At 73.9% G+C, this 16,554-nt stretch carries 14 protein-coding genes; 3 read left to right on the top strand and 11 right to left on the bottom strand.

Annotation, left to right across the window (positions count from 1 at the left end; all coding sequences use genetic code 11):
- Positions 1 to 73: 73 nt before the first annotated feature.
- The 8 genes from AB0E91_RS26550 to rimP all read right to left on the bottom strand — a co-directional run bounded on the left by AB0E91_RS26550 (position 74) and on the right by rimP (position 10,882).
- Positions 74 to 3,454, bottom strand: coding sequence for a trypsin-like peptidase domain-containing protein (locus tag AB0E91_RS26550; RefSeq protein WP_361786783.1), 3,381 nt, complete (start codon positions 3,452 to 3,454; stop codon positions 74 to 76).
- Between the two features lie 270 nt (positions 3,455 to 3,724).
- Entirely contained in the window at positions 3,725 to 4,630 is a 906-nt protein-coding gene (gene truB, locus AB0E91_RS26545) for a tRNA pseudouridine(55) synthase TruB (RefSeq protein ID WP_361786780.1), read from the bottom strand.
- Positions 4,627 to 5,079, bottom strand: a complete 453-nt coding sequence (rbfA, locus tag AB0E91_RS26540; RefSeq protein WP_361786777.1) for a 30S ribosome-binding factor RbfA — start codon at positions 5,077 to 5,079, stop codon at positions 4,627 to 4,629. The genes truB and rbfA overlap by 4 nt, the downstream gene beginning before the upstream one ends.
- 40 nt (positions 5,080 to 5,119) lie before the next feature.
- On the bottom strand, positions 5,120 to 5,413 hold the full coding sequence (locus tag AB0E91_RS26535) for a DUF503 domain-containing protein (RefSeq protein WP_361786926.1): 294 nt from the start codon (positions 5,411 to 5,413) through the stop codon (positions 5,120 to 5,122).
- A 324-nt stretch (positions 5,414 to 5,737) separates the two neighbouring features.
- Entirely contained in the window at positions 5,738 to 8,830 is a 3,093-nt protein-coding gene (gene infB, locus AB0E91_RS26530) for a translation initiation factor IF-2 (protein ID WP_361786774.1), read from the bottom strand.
- A 143-nt stretch (positions 8,831 to 8,973) separates the two neighbouring features.
- Positions 8,974 to 9,270: a YlxR family protein gene (locus AB0E91_RS26525; RefSeq protein ID WP_361786771.1), complete on the bottom strand. Its 297-nt coding sequence runs from the start codon at positions 9,268 to 9,270 to the stop codon at positions 8,974 to 8,976.
- A gap of 113 nt (positions 9,271 to 9,383) precedes the next feature.
- The gene (gene nusA, locus AB0E91_RS26520) at positions 9,384 to 10,370 is read right to left on the bottom strand and encodes a transcription termination factor NusA (protein WP_361786768.1); all 987 of its coding nucleotides are present in this window, start codon (positions 10,368 to 10,370) and stop codon (positions 9,384 to 9,386) included.
- 2 nt (positions 10,371 to 10,372) lie between these two features.
- Complete coding sequence (gene rimP / locus AB0E91_RS26515; RefSeq protein WP_161182502.1) at positions 10,373 to 10,882, bottom strand: ribosome maturation factor RimP; 510 nt, start codon at positions 10,880 to 10,882, stop codon at positions 10,373 to 10,375.
- A 251-nt stretch (positions 10,883 to 11,133) separates the two neighbouring features.
- Between rimP and AB0E91_RS26510 the strand changes: the two genes are divergently transcribed.
- The 3 genes from AB0E91_RS26510 to AB0E91_RS26500 all read left to right on the top strand — a co-directional run bounded on the left by AB0E91_RS26510 (position 11,134) and on the right by AB0E91_RS26500 (position 13,213).
- Entirely contained in the window at positions 11,134 to 11,727 is a 594-nt protein-coding gene (locus tag AB0E91_RS26510; RefSeq protein ID WP_361786765.1) for a hypothetical protein, read from the top strand.
- Complete coding sequence (locus AB0E91_RS26505; RefSeq protein ID WP_361786762.1) at positions 11,724 to 12,230, top strand: ferritin-like domain-containing protein; 507 nt, start codon at positions 11,724 to 11,726, stop codon at positions 12,228 to 12,230. The genes AB0E91_RS26510 and AB0E91_RS26505 overlap by 4 nt, the downstream gene beginning before the upstream one ends.
- A 65-nt stretch (positions 12,231 to 12,295) precedes the next feature.
- A complete protein-coding gene (locus AB0E91_RS26500) occupies positions 12,296 to 13,213 on the top strand; it encodes an aminoglycoside phosphotransferase family protein (protein WP_361786759.1) in 918 nt (305 codons plus the stop codon).
- 72 nt (positions 13,214 to 13,285) lie between these two features.
- On the opposite strand, the gene AB0E91_RS26495 is transcribed toward AB0E91_RS26500, so the two are convergent.
- From AB0E91_RS26495 to AB0E91_RS26485, 3 genes are all read right to left on the bottom strand, one after another.
- A complete protein-coding gene (locus AB0E91_RS26495; protein WP_361786756.1) occupies positions 13,286 to 14,989 on the bottom strand; it encodes a proline--tRNA ligase in 1,704 nt (567 codons plus the stop codon).
- Positions 14,990 to 15,066: 77 nt separating this feature from the next.
- Entirely contained in the window at positions 15,067 to 15,597 is a 531-nt protein-coding gene (locus AB0E91_RS26490) for a GNAT family N-acetyltransferase (RefSeq protein WP_361786753.1), read from the bottom strand.
- A 94-nt stretch (positions 15,598 to 15,691) separates the two neighbouring features.
- Positions 15,692 to 16,540 carry a GNAT family N-acetyltransferase gene (locus tag AB0E91_RS26485; RefSeq protein WP_161179256.1) on the bottom strand — a complete coding sequence of 283 codons (849 nt, stop codon included), beginning with the start codon at positions 16,538 to 16,540 and terminating at the stop codon, positions 15,692 to 15,694.
- Positions 16,541 to 16,554: the final 14 nt, after the last annotated feature.

Here is a 16,554-nt window from a genome sequence, read left to right as displayed (position 1 = left end):
CTGTGACCGGACGCACGTACGAGACCCCACCTCAGGTACGCCCGTACCCGGCTGGGGCCCGTACCGGCCGGGCTCACACCGGTACGCGCGTCCCGGCCACGCTCTCGATCGCGCGGCGCGCGCCGGGGCCCGGCAGTCCGGCCCAGTCGTCGGGAGCCTCGGTGAGCCAGCGGGCCAGTCGTACGGCGAGGCCGGGCACCTCTTCGGCGAGGTCCACCAGGCAGTCGTCGAAGCGGGCGGCGCCCTCGGGGGTACGGCCGCACAGCAGGCCGGTGCGGTGCAGAAGCCCGCGCGCCTCGGCCTCGCCGTCACCCTCCGCCTCACCAGCGCCGTCGCCGTCGTCGCCGCCCTCGCCCAGGTGACCGACGGCCGCGCGGGCCGCCGCGAGCAGGACGGCCGGTTCCCGCTCGTGGGCGAACAGCAGGTCGAGCAGCTCGCGGCGCAGGGGCCCGGCGGCCGTCTCGCCCGGCGTGGCGAGCACGGTGGCCAGAGCCGTACGGACCGGTTCGGCGCCCGTGCCGAGCAGGCCACCCACCAGGGGCAGCAGCTCGGAGCGTGCCGTCGGCCCCTGACCGAGGCGGCGGGCGACGTACGCGGCCACGGAACCGGCGCTGTCCGGGCCTGGCGCGACCGCCTCCCTGACCAGGGCGGCGACCCGGTGGACCAGCGCCGGATCGGTGACGTCCGCGAGTGCGCGCAGCGTCCGCGCGGTGTCCGGGCCGCCGCCGCGCAGCCGGGAACGGAAGGAGGCGAGGACCGGGTCGGCGTGGGTGGCCAGGGCGGGCAGCAGCGCGGCGGCGGGGATGCCGAGGTCGCCGTCGGCGAAGCGGCGCAGCGTCTCCGGCAGATGCTCCTCGCGGGTGTGCGGGTCACGGACCAGGAGGGCGAGGGCGCCGCCGTGCAGCTCCCGGTCGGCGGGGCGGGCGAGCAGCGCGCGGGCGGCGCGGCGGAGCAGGGCGCGGTCGTCCGGGGTACGGGCGTGCGGGGCGGCGCGCAGGGCGAGGGCGGTCGCCGCCGCCCGGCGGGCGGGCCGCTCGTCGGACGCCCAGCGGTCCACGGCCCGGCAGGCGGCGGTGGGTTCGTCCTCGGCGAGGACGGCGAGGAGTTCGTCGGCCCGCCGGTGGCCGCTGTCGGCCAGGGCCTCGGTCAGCTCGTCCAGGGCTCCGTGCCGGTGGGTGTGCAGCAGGGCCTGCGCGGCGGTGGCCACGGTGGCGTGCGGGGCGGCGGGCAGCGGGCGTTCGTCCTCGAACCAGCGGGTGAGGTGGGGCTGTACGGCGGCGGGGTCGGCGGCCAGCAGCCGGGCGGCCGCGTCGAGATACCGCTCGCCCGGGGCCGCCCCCTCGGTGTCCCCGTCCGCGAGGACCAGCTCCCGCAGCAGCGCGAACCGCTCGGCGGCGGGCAGCGGCAGCGCGGCCCAGAAGGCGGGCCCGAGACCGTCGGGCACCGGGCGCCGCCCGTGCCGCCAGGCGACGACCCGCCCGGCGAGACAGCGCAGCACCTCGCGGTACGGCGCCGCGTCGGGCACGTCGAGCAGGGTCCGGGAGAGCAGCCGGGCCGCCCACCAGGAGGTCGGGTCCGCGTCCAGGGCGTCGGCCAGCTCCCGCAGCCGGAAGGCGAGCAGCCGGGCCCCACGCCTGCGGCCGAGCAGCAGCAGCGCCTGGACGACGGGGCCCGCGCGGTGGTGCGGCACGGCGACGGGGGCGACCGCGCGCGGCCGGTGCACCAGCACGTCGAGGGCCGCCTCCAGGTCGAGGTGACTGCCCTGGAGCCAGTCGGACAACTCGGTGTGCGCGAAGCGGTAGCCGGTGCCGGTGGGCACCAGGAGTCCTTCGACCAGGACGGCGGAGGCCCAGCCGGAGCCGCCGCCGAGCCGGGCGGGGGCGGGCCCGGGCGGGAACAGCGCCTCGAACGTCTTCCGGTCGAGCGCGCCCGTCCCGCTCCCGAGGGCGCGCCGCGCGGCCTCGTGCACCTGCCCGGCGACCCGGGTCGCGAGCCGCCGTACGGCCGTACCGCGCGGGCCGTCCCCGGCGGTGAGGCGGACCGCGACGCGCAGGCACATCAGGTCGAGGTGGGCGGCGAGAACCTCGTGCCGGTCCACGGGTCCGGGAACCTGCGCACCGGGCAGGGCGGCCCGTACCTCGGCGAGCAGGCGCAGGGCGAGCGGATGCCGGGCGTCGCGCCCGTCGAGGGCGCCCTCCGGGACGCCGTGCCGGGCACGGGCGAGGCGGGCCTCCCGCGGGGTGAACCCGGTGAGCCGCACGCGCGGCGGCGGAGCGCTCGCCGGGGCGCCCCGCTCCCAGTGCTCCGCGTACTCCTCCCAGAACTCCTCCCGGCAGCCGATCACCAGCCGTGCCCCGCTCTCGCGGAGCCAGGCCACCGTGTTCCGGGTCCACTCGGGCAGCCGCCCGGCCAGCGCGGCCGGCATCTCCTCGGGGTCGTCGAGCAGGAGCAGCAGCGGGCGTCCGGCCCCGGCGGCGACGCGGGCCACCCTGCCGGGGTCGAGATCGCCGGGCTCGCCCTCGCGGACGGCCACACCGGCGCGGCGCAGGGCCCGGTGCGCCGCGTCGGCCAGGGAGTCGTCACCGCCGCGCAGATCGGCGCCGCGCAGCCAGAGGGCGGGCGCGGGTGTCTCGTCCCGGTGGCGGCGTACGGCGAGGGCGGCGAGCTGGGTCGTACGGCCGCTGCCGGGCGCCCCGGTGAGGGCGAGCACCGGGGCGGGGCCTTCGGTGAAGTCCTTCAACTCCCTTGTCGCGTCGGCCCGTTCCACCGGCTCCACGTCCTCGGCGAGCGGTGGCCCGTCGACGGTGAGGACGGCTCCGGTGAGTTCGAGGACGGCGGCGGGGTTGAGGTCGGCGCCGTAGGCGGGCACGGTGGCCGCGTTGCGGGCGAGGAGGGCGGCGAGGGCGCTGTCGGCGGCCGTCGGGCGCACCGGGACCGCGAAGCCCCGGTCGGCGCGCTCGGAGCTCAGGGCCGTGCCGAGGACGCCGAGGACCGCGCCGGTGCGGGCGTCGAGGACGGGGCCGCCGGTCGCGCCGCCGCCGGGGCGCAGGGCGTCGCGGCCCGCCGTGCCGATCGCCAGTTCCAGTGCGTCGAGGCGGCGCCGACCGTCGCGGGCGGCGTAGGCGACCGGGGTGGTGGTGAGCACCCGGGCCTCGCGCCAGCAGCCCGCCGGGAGCCGGACATACGTACCCGCGTCGGTCCGGTCCCGCACGGTCAGCGGCAGCGGCCGGACGTCCAGGCCCTCGGTGCGCACGAGCGCGAGGCCCAGCGCGGGCAGCGGGACGACGGCGTCGGGCCCGGCGGTGGCCGTACGGCCGTTGGGCGCGCACAGGACGAGCCGGGTGAGGCCGTCGACGGCCTCGTGACTGGTGAGGAGGGTGCCGTGGTGGTCGGCGAGGAAGCCGACGCCACGGGGGCGGCCGTCGGGGTCGTCGATCCGGACGAGCTGGTCCATCGCCCTGCCTCCCGCCCGTGTGCCCGCGCCCTTGTCCCTCGACGGTAGGGGCGCGATGATCACCCGAGAAGGCCGCGAGACGAAAGCGCCCCCTTAAGCTCCCCCGATTCACTCCGAGCGCCTGCCCGGACGGGTGAATGAACGGGTCCGAATGGACAGACCCTAGGGGTGGGGGAACCCAGGGGGGACCGTGGAGCGGCGGGTGTGGCACGTACCCCGTGGCCGCCGCTCCACGGGCACACACCCGGGAGTTCCTTCAGCGGTCTTCGGTCAGCCGAAGACGGCGAGGCTCTTCGCCTTGCCCTTGTACGCCTCGACCAGCGCGAGGAAGGTGCCCTCGGGGCCGAACACGGCGACGGGACCGGCGCCCGCGTACTCGTCGGGCATCTCCAGGCGCACGCCGTTGAGCAGGAGCCTGGCCCGCTTGGTGTCGACGTTCCAGCGCGGGAAGGCGGCCGTGGCGGCCTCGGCGACGGGCATCACGGCCAGCTCGGTCTGGAGCTGGTCGAGCGTCCTCGCGGAGTCGATCTTGTACGGCCCGACGCGCGTGCGGCGCAGCGCGGTCAGGTGGCCGCCGACGCCCAGGTCGGCGCCCAGGTCGCGGGCGAGGGCGCGGATGTAGGTGCCGGAGGAGCAGACCACGGAGACGACGAGGTCGAGCACGGGGGTGCCGTCCTCGGCGACCGCGTCGCGCACGTCGTAGACCGCGAAGGACGAGACGGTCACCGGGCGGGCCGGGATCTCGAACTCCTCGCCCTCGCGGGCGCGCTTGTACGACCGTACGCCGTCGATCTTGATGGCGCTGACCTTGGACGGCACCTGCATGATCTCGCCGGTCAGCTTGGCGATGCCCGCGTCGATGGCGTCCCGGGTCACCTGGGAGGCGTCGGCGGAAGAGGTGATCTCCCCCTCGGCGTCGTCGGTGACGGTGTTCTGGCCCAGGCGGATGGTGCCCAGGTACTCCTTCTCGGTGAGGGCGAGATGCCCGAGGAGCTTGGTCGCGCGCTCCACACCGAGGACGAGGACACCGGTGGCCATCGGATCGAGGGTGCCGGCGTGGCCGATGCGGCGGGTCCGGGCGATCCCGCGCATCTTGGCGACCACGTCGTGCGAGGTGAAGCCCGACGGCTTGTCCACGATGACAAGGCCGTCGGGCGGGGTGGGCTTGCTGCTCATTCGGCGGTGTCGTCCGTCTCGTCGTCGGACTCCGGCTTGCGGTACGGGTCCGCGCCACCGGCGTACGCGGCGCCCGCGGAGGACTCGCGCACCGCGGCGTCGGACTGCCGGGCCCGGTCGAGGAGGTCCTCGATGTTGCGGGCCGTGTCCGGCAGGGCGTCCGCGACGAAGGTCAGGGTCGGCGTGAACTTGATGCCGGCCGCGCGGCCGACCTCGGAGCGCAGGACGCCCTTGGCGCTCTCCAGACCGGCGGCCGCGGCCGCCCGCTCCTCGTCGTCGCCGTAGACCGTGTAGAAGACGGTCGCCTCCCGCAGGTCACCCGTGACCCGGGTGTCCGTGATGGTGACGTGCGAGCCGAGCCGGGGGTCCTTGATCCCGCGCTGCAGCTTCTGCGCCACCACCTCCCGGATGAGGTCCGCCAGCCTTTTCGCCCGAGCGTTGTCGGCCACTGGTCCGTCTCCCGTTCTTTCTTCTTCTAACGTTCTGTGGTCAGTCGTCGTCGCCGTGGAACTTGCGTCGCACGGACAGCAGCTCCACTTCGGGGCGGGCGGCGACCAGGCGCTCGCACCGGTCGAGTACGTCGGTGAGGTGCGCCGCGTCGCCGGACACCGCCGCGAGGCCGATCAGGGCCCGGCGGTGGAGGTCCATGTGGTCCACCTCGGCCGCGCTCACCGCGTACTTCCGCTGGAGTTCGGCGACGATCGGGCGGATGACGGAGCGCTTCTCCTTCAGCGAGTGGACATCGCCGAGGAGCAGGTCGAAGGACAGAGTCCCCACGTACATGTGCAGCCGGTTCACCCGCCGGTACGGGATCGGTGGCCCGGGTCCGTGTGGACGGGGGCTTCAAGAACCGTACCGCGTACCGGCCGGTGGCTCGACAGGGTTTACGGCCCTGTGGGCTGCGGCCCTGTCCCAGGGGCTCCGCCCCCGGACCCCCGTTCGCCCACCCGAACCCGCCCGTCTCGGTAGGTTGAAAAGTTGGACTCTCAACCAACCGAGACGGGCGGGTAGGTGGCAAGCAGGGGGTCTGGGGGCAGCGCCCCCAGTAACGGCGCGCTGGCCGACGGGACCCGGAAGTCCCGTCGGCCAGCGGCAGCCTAACCGCGATTACACCCGCGGCTTCTCGCGCATCTCGTACGTCGCGATGACGTCGTCGACCTTGATGTCGTTGAAGTTGCCGAGGTTGATACCACCCTCGTAACCCTCGCGGATCTCGGTGACGTCGTCCTTGAAGCGACGCAGGCCCTCGATGTTGAGGTTCTCCGCGATGACCTTGCCGTCGCGGACCAGGCGGGCCTTGGTGTTGCGCTTGACCTCGCCCGAGCGGATGAGGACACCGGCGATGTTGCCCAGCTTGGACGACTTGAAGACCTCGCGGATCTCCGCCGTGCCGAGCTCGACCTCCTCGTACTCCGGCTTGAGCATGCCCTTGAGGGCCGCCTCGATCTCCTCGATCGCCTGGTAGATGACCGAGTAGTACCGGACGTCGACACCCTCGCGCTCGGCCATCTGCGCCGCGCGGCCGGCCGCGCGGACGTTGAAGCCGATGACGATGGCGTCGGAGCCCATGGCCAGGTCGATGTCGGACTCCGTGACCGCACCGACGCCGCGGTGCAGGACGCGGATGTCGACCTCTTCGCCGACGTCCAGCTGGAGCAGCGAGGACTCGAGAGCCTCGACCGAACCGGAAGCGTCACCCTTGATGATCAGGTTCAGCTGCTGGACCTCGCCGGCCTTGAGCACCTTGTCCAGGTCCTCGAGGGAGACACGGCGCGTGCGCTTGGCGAAGGCCGCGTTGCGCTCACGGGCGGCACGCTTCTCCGCGATCTGACGGGCCGTACGGTCCTCGTCCACCACGATGAAGTTGTCACCGGCACCCGGGACGTTGGTCAGGCCCAGGACCTGGACCGGCGTCGACGGGCCGGCCTCGGCCACGTTGTTGCCGTTGTCGTCGAGCATGGCGCGCACACGGCCGTAGGCGTCGCCCACGACCATCGTGTCGCCGACCCGCAGCGTGCCTCGCTGGACGAGGACCGTCGCCACGGCACCGCGGCCGCGGTCGAGGCGGGACTCGATCGAGATGCCCTGCGCGTCCTGGTGCGGGTTGGCACGCAGGTCGAGCGAGGCGTCGGCGGTCAGGATGACCGCTTCCAGCAGGCTGTCGATGTGCAGACCCTGCTTGGCGGAGATGTCGACGAACATGGTGTCGCCGCCGTACTCCTCGGCCACCAGGCCGTACTCGGTCAGCTGACCGCGCACCTTGGTCGGGTCGGCGCCCTCGACGTCGATCTTGTTGACCGCGACCACGATCGGCACACCGGCCGCCTTGGCGTGGTTCAGGGCCTCGACCGTCTGCGGCATGACACCGTCGTTGGCCGCCACCACGAGGATCGCGATGTCGGTCGACTTCGCACCACGGGCACGCATGGCGGTGAACGCCTCGTGACCCGGGGTGTCGATGAAGGTGATCTTGCGCTCTTCGTCGTTGACCTCGGTCGCGACCTGGTAGGCACCGATGTGCTGGGTGATGCCACCGGCCTCGCCCGCGATGACGTTCGTCTTGCGGATGGCGTCGAGCAGGCGGGTCTTACCGTGGTCGACGTGACCCATGACGGTCACGACCGGCGGACGGACGACCAGGTCTTCCTCGGTGCCCTCGTCCTCACCGAACTCCAGGTCGAAGGACTCGAGCAGCTCGCGGTCCTCCTCCTCGGGGCTGACGATCTGAATCGTGTAGTTCATCTCGTCGGCGAGGAGCTGCAGCGTCTCGTCGGAGACGGACTGCGTGGCAGTGACCATCTCGCCGAGGTTCATCATGACCGCGACGAGCGACGCCGGGTTGGCGTTGATCTTCTCGGCGAAGTCGGTGAGCGACGCGCCGCGGGACAGGCGGATCGCCTGGCCGTTGCCGCGCGGCAGCATCACGCCGCCGACGCTCGGGGCCTGCATGGCCTCGTACTCCTGGCGCCTCTGCCGCTTCGACTTGCGGCCACGACGCGCGGGACCACCGGGACGGCCGAAGGCGCCCTGCGTGCCACCACGGGCACCGGGACCACCGGGACGGCCACCGAAGCCGGGACGGCCACCGCCGCCACCGAAGCCGCCGCCACCACCGGGACGACCGGCGAAACCGCCGCCGCCACCGCCGGGACGACCGGCACCGCCGCCACCCGGACCGGCCGGACGACCGGCGAAGCCGCCGCCACCCGGACGACCGCCGCCGCCGGGACGACCGGCACCGGCCGGACCACGGCCGCCGGGGCCGGGACGCGGGCCGGCAGCGGGACGCTGCGGCATCATGCCGGGGTTCGGACGCGGACCGGCACCGGGAGCGCCGCCGGGACGCGGACCACCCTGCGGACGGGGCATACCGGCGGGCGACGGACGGGAACCGCCCGGAGCCTGCGGACGCGGACCGCCACCCTGGGCACCGGGGCCCTGCGGACGGGGACCGGCACCGGGAGCGCCGCCGGGACGCGGACCACCCTGCGGGCGAGGCGCCTGCGGACGGGCCATGCCGGTGGAGCCACCGGAGGTGAAGGGGTTGTTGCCCGGACGGGGACCGGCCGGACGGGCGCCGGGACGCGGGGCCTGGCCACCGGGGCGCGGAGCACCCTGGCCGGGACGGGCCGCCTGGCCCTGACCCTGACCGGGAGCCGGACGGCCACCGGGCTTGGGCGCGCCGGGACGGGCACCACCGGGACGCGGACCACGCTCGGCCGGAGCCTGCGGGGTCTGCGGGGCCTGGGCGGCCGGAGCGGTGAACTCCGGGGCGGCCGGGGCCGGACGCGGCGCGGGCGCGGGCTTGGGGCCCGGAACCGGACGCGGGCCCGGAGCGGGCGCGGACGCCGCCGGGGCCGAGGGGGTGACCGGGGCGGCGGGCTGGGCCGCGGCCGGCTTGGGGGCGCCCGGCTTCGGAGCAGCCGGACGATCCCCCACTGCCTTGACGGCGTGGGAGGGGCCCCCAGCCTGCACCGGAGCCGGCGCGGCGGGCTTGGGGGTCGCCTTGCGCGGGGCGGGCTTGCCGGCGGACTTGCCGGAGCCACCCTGGAAGGCGTCGGTCAGCTTACGTACCACGGGCGCTTCGATGGTCGAAGACGCCGAACGGACGAATTCACCGAGTTCTTGGAGCTTGGCCATGACGACCTTGCTCTCTACACCGAACTCCTTGGCGAGTTCGTATACCCGGACCTTAGCCACTTCGCTCCTTTGAGGTCCGGGTGAAGCCGGACCGTCGCTAGTTCATGGGCGTACTCATCGCGTACTCATCGAGTGCTCATCGCAATCTCGACCTGCTTTCGACTCGCGAGGTACCAGTCCGCACGGGGTTCCGCGCGGCACACTTACGGTGTTGCCTCCTCGGCAACTGTCGTCTGCTCGACGTATCGGCGCAACGCGTTTGTGTCGAGCGTTCCCGGGGCGCGCAGTGCCCGCGTGAACGCCCGGCGGCGTACCGCCTGGTCGAGACAGACCGGGGCCGGGTGTACATATGCACCCCGGCCGGGCAGCGTACCGCGAGGATCGGGGACGCAGGCGTCCTCGATCATCACGATCCGCAGTAGATCGTTCTTGGCCGCCCGCTCCCGGCACCCCACACAGGTGCGTTCAGGGCATGCTCGGGCATGCGTCCGGCCAGACACGATTAAGTCTACCTCCCCGTACCGACCTCACCCCTTTGGGGCAAGGGTCGAACAGTTTCCGCGCATGAAAATGAGCGATCCGGGCGAGTACCCGCCCGGATCTGCTGTCGGTCCTACTCGGCGGGCTGCTCGGTGTCCGGCCGGATGTCGATCCGCCAGCCGGTGAGCCGGGCCGCGAGCCGGGCGTTCTGCCCTTCCTTGCCGATCGCCAGCGACAGCTGGTAGTCCGGCACGGTCACCCGGGCGGAGCGCGAGGCGAGGTCGACGACCTCGACCTTGCTCACCCGGGCGGGTGACAGGGCGTTCGCCACCATCTCGGCCGGGTCGTCCGACCAGTCGACGATGTCGATCTTCTCGCCGTTCAGCTCGCCCATCACGTTGCGCACCCGGCCGCCCATCGGGCCGATGCAGGCGCCCTTGGCGTTCAGGCCCGAACGGGTGGACCGGACCGCGATCTTGGTGCGGTGGCCGGCCTCGCGGGCGATGGCGGCGATCTCCACCGAGCCGTCCGCGATCTCCGGCACCTCCAGGGCGAAGAGCTTCTTCACCAGGTTGGGGTGCGTGCGCGAGAGCGTCACGGAGGGACCGCGCACACCCTTGGCCACCCGGACGACGTACGACCGCAGGCGCATGCCGTGGTTGTAGGTCTCACCGGGGACCTGCTCCTGCACCGGCAGGATGGCCTCCAGCTTGCCGATGTCCACGAGCACGTTCTTCGGGTCGCGGCCCTGCTGGACCACGCCCGTGACGATGTCGCCCTCGCGCCCGGCGTACTCGCCGAGCGTGGCGTCGTCCTCGGCGTCGCGCAGCCGCTGGAGGATGACCTGCTTGGCGGTGGTGGCGGCGATCCGGCCGAACCCCGAGGGGGTGTCGTCGAACTCGAGCCGCTCCTGACCCTCCTCCAGGTCCTCCGGGTCCTCCTTCGCCCACACGGTCACATGACCGGTCTGCCGGTTCAGCTCCACGCGCGCGTGGCGGCGGCTTCCCTCGGTGCGGTGGTACGCGATGAGGAGGGCCGACTCGATCGCCTCGACCAGCAGGTCGAAGGAGATCTCCTTCTCCCTGACCAAGCCCCGCAGGGCGCTCATGTCGATGTCCACGGCTACGCCTCCTCCTCTTCCTTCATGTCCGTCTTGTCCTTGCGGTTGAACTCGACCTGGACGCGCGCCTTCTCGATCTCCGGGAAACCGAGCCGGCGGGTGGTGGCCTTGCGGCCCTTCACGCCGGGGACCTCCAGGTCCAGACCCTCGTCGTCCACGCCCAGGATGCGCGCGACCAGCTCGCCGCCCTCGGTCAGCTGGAACTTGACCAGCCGGTCCACGGCGCGCGCGTAGTGGCGCCGTTCGGTGAGGAGGCGCTCCGCGCCGGGGGTTCCGACCTCCAGGTCGTAGGCCGCGTCACCCATCGCGTCGGTCTCGTCGAGCTTCGCCGAGAGCGCACGGCTCACATCGGCGATCTGGTCCAGGTCGGCCCCGGTGTCCGAGTCGACGACCACGCGCAGCACCCGCTTGCGTCCGACGGAGTCCACAGCGATCTCTTCGAGATCCAGCCCCTGCGAGGTGACGAGCGGTTCGAGCAGCGCTCGCAGCCTCTCGCTCTGGGTGGTGCTCATCCGGGTGACTCCTCGGCCGCGTGTGCTGTTGTGGGATGGGTCGCGTGTCTGGTCAAAGGGTATCCGGTCGCGGCGGGTGTTGCCGTCCACCCTCGCCCCTCCCGGCCGTCCGGGGCCCCGCCCCTGGGCCGTACGGTGCCCGAGCGCGGTGCCGGTGAGGGGGGCGCGCGGGGTGCGCGGGTACGGTGATCACGGGCGTCGCGCCCGCCTGTGGTCTTCCCCCCGTACCCGCTCCCCCGAGGACGTCCGCCATGTCCTACCCTCCACCGTCGCGCGCCCGGTCGGGGCCGCGCAGAAGAACCCTGCTCGCCTCCGCCGCCGGGGCCGCCGCCCTGCTCGCGGGCTGCACCTCCGGCACCGGCCCGGCGAGTACCGTCTCCTCGCCGTCGACGCGGGCGCGGAAGCGGGCCGCCGCCGACAGCACGGCCCTGCTGGCCCGCTACGACGCCGTACTGGCCGCGCATCCGGGCCTGGGCGAGCGGATCTCCCCGCTGCGTGCGGCGGTGGCCGCGCACGCGGCGGCCTTCGACGGCACGGCGACGCCCAGCGCGTCCGCCTCCGCCTCCCCCTCCACCGAGGGCGGCGGGGACGACGCCAAGCACGGCGAGGACGACAAGCCCGGCGAGGACGGCAAGGCGGCCTCCGCCACTCCCGGCGCGAGCCCCGACCCGGTGCCCGCCGCCGAGAAGGACGCGCTCGCCTGGCTCGCCACCGCCGAGCGCACCCTCGCCGACCGGCGGGCCAGGGCGCTCCTGGACGTGCCCGGCGAGCTGGCCCGGCTGATGGCGTCGGTGGCGGCCGCCGGTGCGGCCCACGCGTTCGTGCTGACCGAGGGGGACAAGTGAGCGACAGCACCACCAACAAGGCCGAACTGACCGCGCTCCAGGCCGCGTTGGCGGCCGAGCACGCGGCGGTGTACGGCTACGGCGTCGTCGGCGGCCGGGTCGACGCGGACCGCCGCGCGGAGGCGAAGGCGGCCTGGGACGCCCACCGGGCCCGCCGGGACGGCCTCGCGCGCTCGGTGCGGGACCTGGGCGGCGAGCCGGTGGCCGCGAGTGCCGCGTACGCGCTGCCGTTCACGGTGGCGGACTCCGCCTCGGCGGTGAAGCTGGCCGCCGATCTGGAGCAGCGGGTCGCCGGGGTCTACTCGGACCTGGTGCGCTCGGCGACGGGCGAGCGACGGGCTTCGGCGGCCGGTGCGCTGCGCGAGGCGGCGGTCCGGGCGGTGCGCTGGAGCGGGGAGAGCGTAGCCTTCCCTGGGCTCGCGGAGCGGGCCGGTGACGCGGCCGGACGGGCCGGTACGGCCGGCCGCACGGCTGCGGCGGGCTCGGCGTCCCCGTCGGCGTGACCCGCGCGCGGGTCCGTACGGCGGCGCCTGCAGAGCAGACCCAGGAGGAAGGGAACCACTCGCGCATGGCTTTCGAACCGCCGCAGCGCCTGGTGCGGGCGACCGGGGAGACGGCACCGCCCGGCGACGACTGGCTGGCGGAGCTGCCCCTGGCCGCCGAACGGGCCGTGGCCCGGCGGGGGCTGACCGTGGAGCGGGTCCAGGTGCCCGGCGGCCGCAGCAGTCTGGTGCTGCTGGTCCGGCGCGCGGACGGCACCCCGGCGGTGCTGAAGCTGGCGCCGCCCCGGGCCCGCCCGGAGAGCGAGCGGGCCGCCCTCGCGCACTGGGGCGGACTGGGTGCCGTACAGCTCCTGGAGAGCGGCGCCGAGGACACCGCCGAGGGCGCGCTGCTCCTGGAGCGGCTGCACCCGGAGATGTCGGTGCGGTCGCTGCCGGAGGCCAAGGCGCTCCTGGAGGCGGCGGGCACGCTGCGACGGCTGTGGGTGCCGCCGCCCGCCGGTGCGGGGGCGCACCGCTTCGAGACGGTGGCCGAGCGCACCGGACGGCAGGCCGAGGCGATGGCCGCGAGCGCCCGTACGGACACGGCGGCCGCTCCCCTGGTGGACGCGGCGCTGTCGGTACGGGACGAACTGCTCGCGGAGCCGCCCGAGGACCGGCTGCTGCACGGCACGTTCCGGCAGAGCAAGGTGCTCGGCGCGGACCGGCTGCCGTGGCTCGCGGTGGGCCCGGACCCGGTGGTCGGCGAGTGCGCCTTCGACCTGGCCCGGCTGGTCCGTGACCGGGTGGAGGATTTGATCGCGACCCCGTCGGGCGCGGCCGTCACCCGGCGCCGGATCAAGAAGCTCGCGGAGTCCCTCGAGGTGGACCAGGAGCGGCTGCGCGGCTGGACGCTCTTCCGCGCGGTGGAGTCCGGGGTGCGGTCCCGCCGGGTGGGCCGGGAGCAGGACGCGGAACTGCTGCTGGAGTTCGCGACCTGGCTGTAGAGCCGTAGGCACGGTCAAAACACCGGACCCGGCCGCCCCCCGAGGGCGACCGGGTCCGGGTGTACTCAGGGCTCAGGCGGTGAGGCGGGCGATGGCCTCCTCGACCGTCAGCTCCTCGCGCTCGCCGGTCTTGCGGTCCTTCAGCTCCAGGACGCCCTCACCGGCGCGGCGGCCGGCCACCAGGATCTGGGGCACGCCGATCAGCTCGGCGTCGGTGAACTTCACGCCCGGGGAGACGCCGGGGCGGTCGTCCACCAGGACGCGGACGCCCGCGGCACCCAGCTTCGCGGCCACGTCGAGGGCGACCTCGGTCTGGAGGGCCTTGCCCGCGGCGACGACGTGCACGTCGGCCGGGGCGACCTCCTTGGGCCAGCACAGGCCCTGCTCGTCGGCGGTCTGCTCGGCGAGGGCGGCGACGGCGCGGGAGACACCGATGCCGTAGGAGCCCATGGTGACGCGGACGGGCTTGCCGTTCTGGCCGAGCACGTCGAGCTTGAGGGCGTCGGCGTACTTGCGGCCGAGCTGGAAGATGTGGCCGATCTCGATGGCACGGTCCAGCTTCAGGCCGGTGCCGCACTTGGGGCAGGGGTCGCCCTCCTGCACCACGACCACGTCCACGTACGCGTCGACCTCGAAGTCACGGCCCGCGACGACGTTCTTCGCGTGCGTGTGCTCCTTGTTGGCGCCGGTGATCCAGGAGGTGCCGGGGGCCACGCGCGGGTCGGCGATGTAGGTGACCTTCTCGCCCAGGCCCTGCGGGCCGACGTAGCCGCGCACCAGGTCGGCGCGGGTGGCGAAGTCGGCCTCGGTGACCAGCTCGACGGCGGCCGGGGCGAAGTGGGCCTCGACCTTGTCCATGTCGACCTCGCGGTCGCCGGGGACGCCGACGGCGACGATCTCGCCGTCCACCTTGACCAGCAGGTTCTTCAGGGTGGCGGAGGCGGGCACACCGAGGGAGGCGGCCAGCGTCTCGATGGTCGGGGTGTCCGGGGTGGGGATCTCCTCCAGCGCGGGCACGTCCGTCGCGTCGACCTCGGCGAGCGTGTAGTACACGGCCTCGGTGTTGGCGGCGAAGTCGCAGTTCGGGCAGTCGGCGAAGGTGTCCTCACCCGCCTCGGCGGGGGCCAGGAACTCCTCGGACTTGGAGCCGCCCATGGCGCCCGCGGTGGCGGCGCAGATGCGGTAGTCGAGGCCGAGGCGCTCGAAGATCCGGCGGTAGGCGTCGCGGTGCAGCGCGTACGAGTGGGCCAGGCCCTCGTCCTCGGTGTCGAAGGAGTACGAGTCCTTCATGAGGAACTCGCGGCCGCGCAGGATACCGGCGCGCGGGCGGGCCTCGTCGCGGAACTTGCTCTGGATCTGGTACAGGATGACCGGCAGGTCCTTGTAGGAGGACGCCTGGTCCTTCACCAGGAGGGTGAAGATCTCCTCGTGGGTGGGGCCGAGGAGGTAGTCGCCGCCCTTGCGGTCCTGGAGGCGGAACAGCTCGGCGCCGTACTCGTCCCAGCGGCCTGTGGCCTCGTAGGGCTCACGGGGCAGCAGGGCCGGGAGCAGGACCTCCTGGGCGCCGATGGCGTCCATCTCCTCGCGGACGACGCGCTCGACGTTGGCCAGGACCTTCTTGCCGAGGGGCAGCCAGGACCAGACGCCCGCGGCGGTACGGCGGACGTATCCCGCGCGGACGAGGAGCTTGTGGCTGAGCACCTCGGCGTCGGCCGGGTCGTCGCGCAGCGTCTTCGCCAACAACTGGGACATGCGCTGGACCGGTGCGTTCGCCATGGTTCTCGTACTCCTGCCGGAAAAATGAGGTGATGGCACAGGAGGTTAGCCGGGTCGCCGGTGCCGGTGGAAATCGGTTACGGGCGCAGCAGCGGCAGCGGGGCGCCCATCACGGCGTAGGGGCGGGGCGCGCTCGGGAAGTGGACGCGGCGGGCGAGGTCGGCGTAGCCGAGGGAGTGGTACAGGCCGCGGGCGGGGCTGTCGGTGTCGATCGCGGAGAGGATCGAGCGGGGTTCGGCGGCGCTGTCGGTGATGGCGGTGATCAGCCGGCGGCCGATGCCCCGGTTCTGGTGCTCGGGGTGGACGTGCAGTTCGGTGATGACGAAGGCGTCGTCCAGCCAGAAGTCGGTGCCCCGCGCGCGCAGATACGGCTCGACGACCGTGGACCACCAGTGCGTACGGGAGTTGGGCATCCCGTACACGAACCCGACCAGCCGTCCGCCCGCGAGCGCGCCGAGGGCCCGGGCGCCGGGGAACTGCATGTGGCGCTGGACGATCTGGCGGCGTACGGCCACCTCCTCGGGGCCCAGTCCGAAGGCGACGGCTTGCACCGCCAGCGCCTCGTCGACATGGGCGCCGAGGTCCAGGGAACCGATCACGAGGTCCATGCGGGGAGCGTACAGGGGTGTGTACGGCGGGTGGGGCGAGCGGGGTCCGCGACCGGAACCCCGGGGTCGTGACGGCGGGTTCACGGCCGTCCCCTCAGAACAGCACGCTCATGAACGCGCCGACCTCCTGGAAGCCGACGCGGCGGTACGTGCGGCGGGCGGCGGTGTTGAAGTCGTTCACGTAGAGGCTCACCACCGGGGCCACGTCGGCGAGCGCGTACCGCAGGACGGCGGCCATGCCGGGGGCGGCCAGGCCCCGGCCCCGGTACTCGGGGGCGACCCAGACGCCCTGGATCTGGCAGGCGCGGGTGGTGGCGGCGCCGATCTCCGCCTTGAAGACGACGTTGCCGTGCTCGTCGAGCCGGGCGAAGGAGCGGCCGGCGCCGACCAGTTCCGCCACCCGGGCCTGGTAGAGCAGGCCGCCGTCGCCCGCGAGCGGGGAGACGCCGACCTCCTCGGTGAACATGGCCACGCACGCGGGCATGACCGTGTCCACCTCGTCCTTGCGGATGCGGCGGACGTACGGGTCGGGCGCGATGTCGGCGGGCATGTGGTCGGTGACCATGAGCGGCTGGTGGGCGCGGATCTCGCGGGCCGGGCCCCAGTGGGGCTCCAGCAGACGCCACAGCTCGGCGGTGGCTCCGGCGGGGCCGACGATGGAGGAGCAGCGGCGTCCGGCCCTGCGGGCGCGGTCGGCGAAGGCGCGGACGGCGCGGGGGGTGGCGCAGATCGGGACCAGGTTGGCGCCCGCGTAGCACAGCGAGGTCAGGATGCCGTCCTCGTACCAGCCCCACATTTCGCCGCCCAGTCGCCAGGGGTCGAGGCCGGCGATCTGGACGCGGGCGGTCACGAAGGCGTTCGCGACCGGCTCGCGGTCGAGAACGGCGAGCGCGGCGTCGAGGTCGCTCGGGTCGAGCACCCGGGAGGTGGTCTGGGTCAGCACGGGTCTCATCCTGA

Source organism: Streptomyces sp. NPDC026659 (genome assembly GCF_040638245.1).
Classification (GTDB): domain Bacteria; phylum Actinomycetota; class Actinomycetes; order Streptomycetales; family Streptomycetaceae; genus Streptomyces.
The sequence above is the reverse complement of the archived record's forward strand: the minus strand, read 5'-3'. Positions and strand labels throughout refer to the sequence as shown.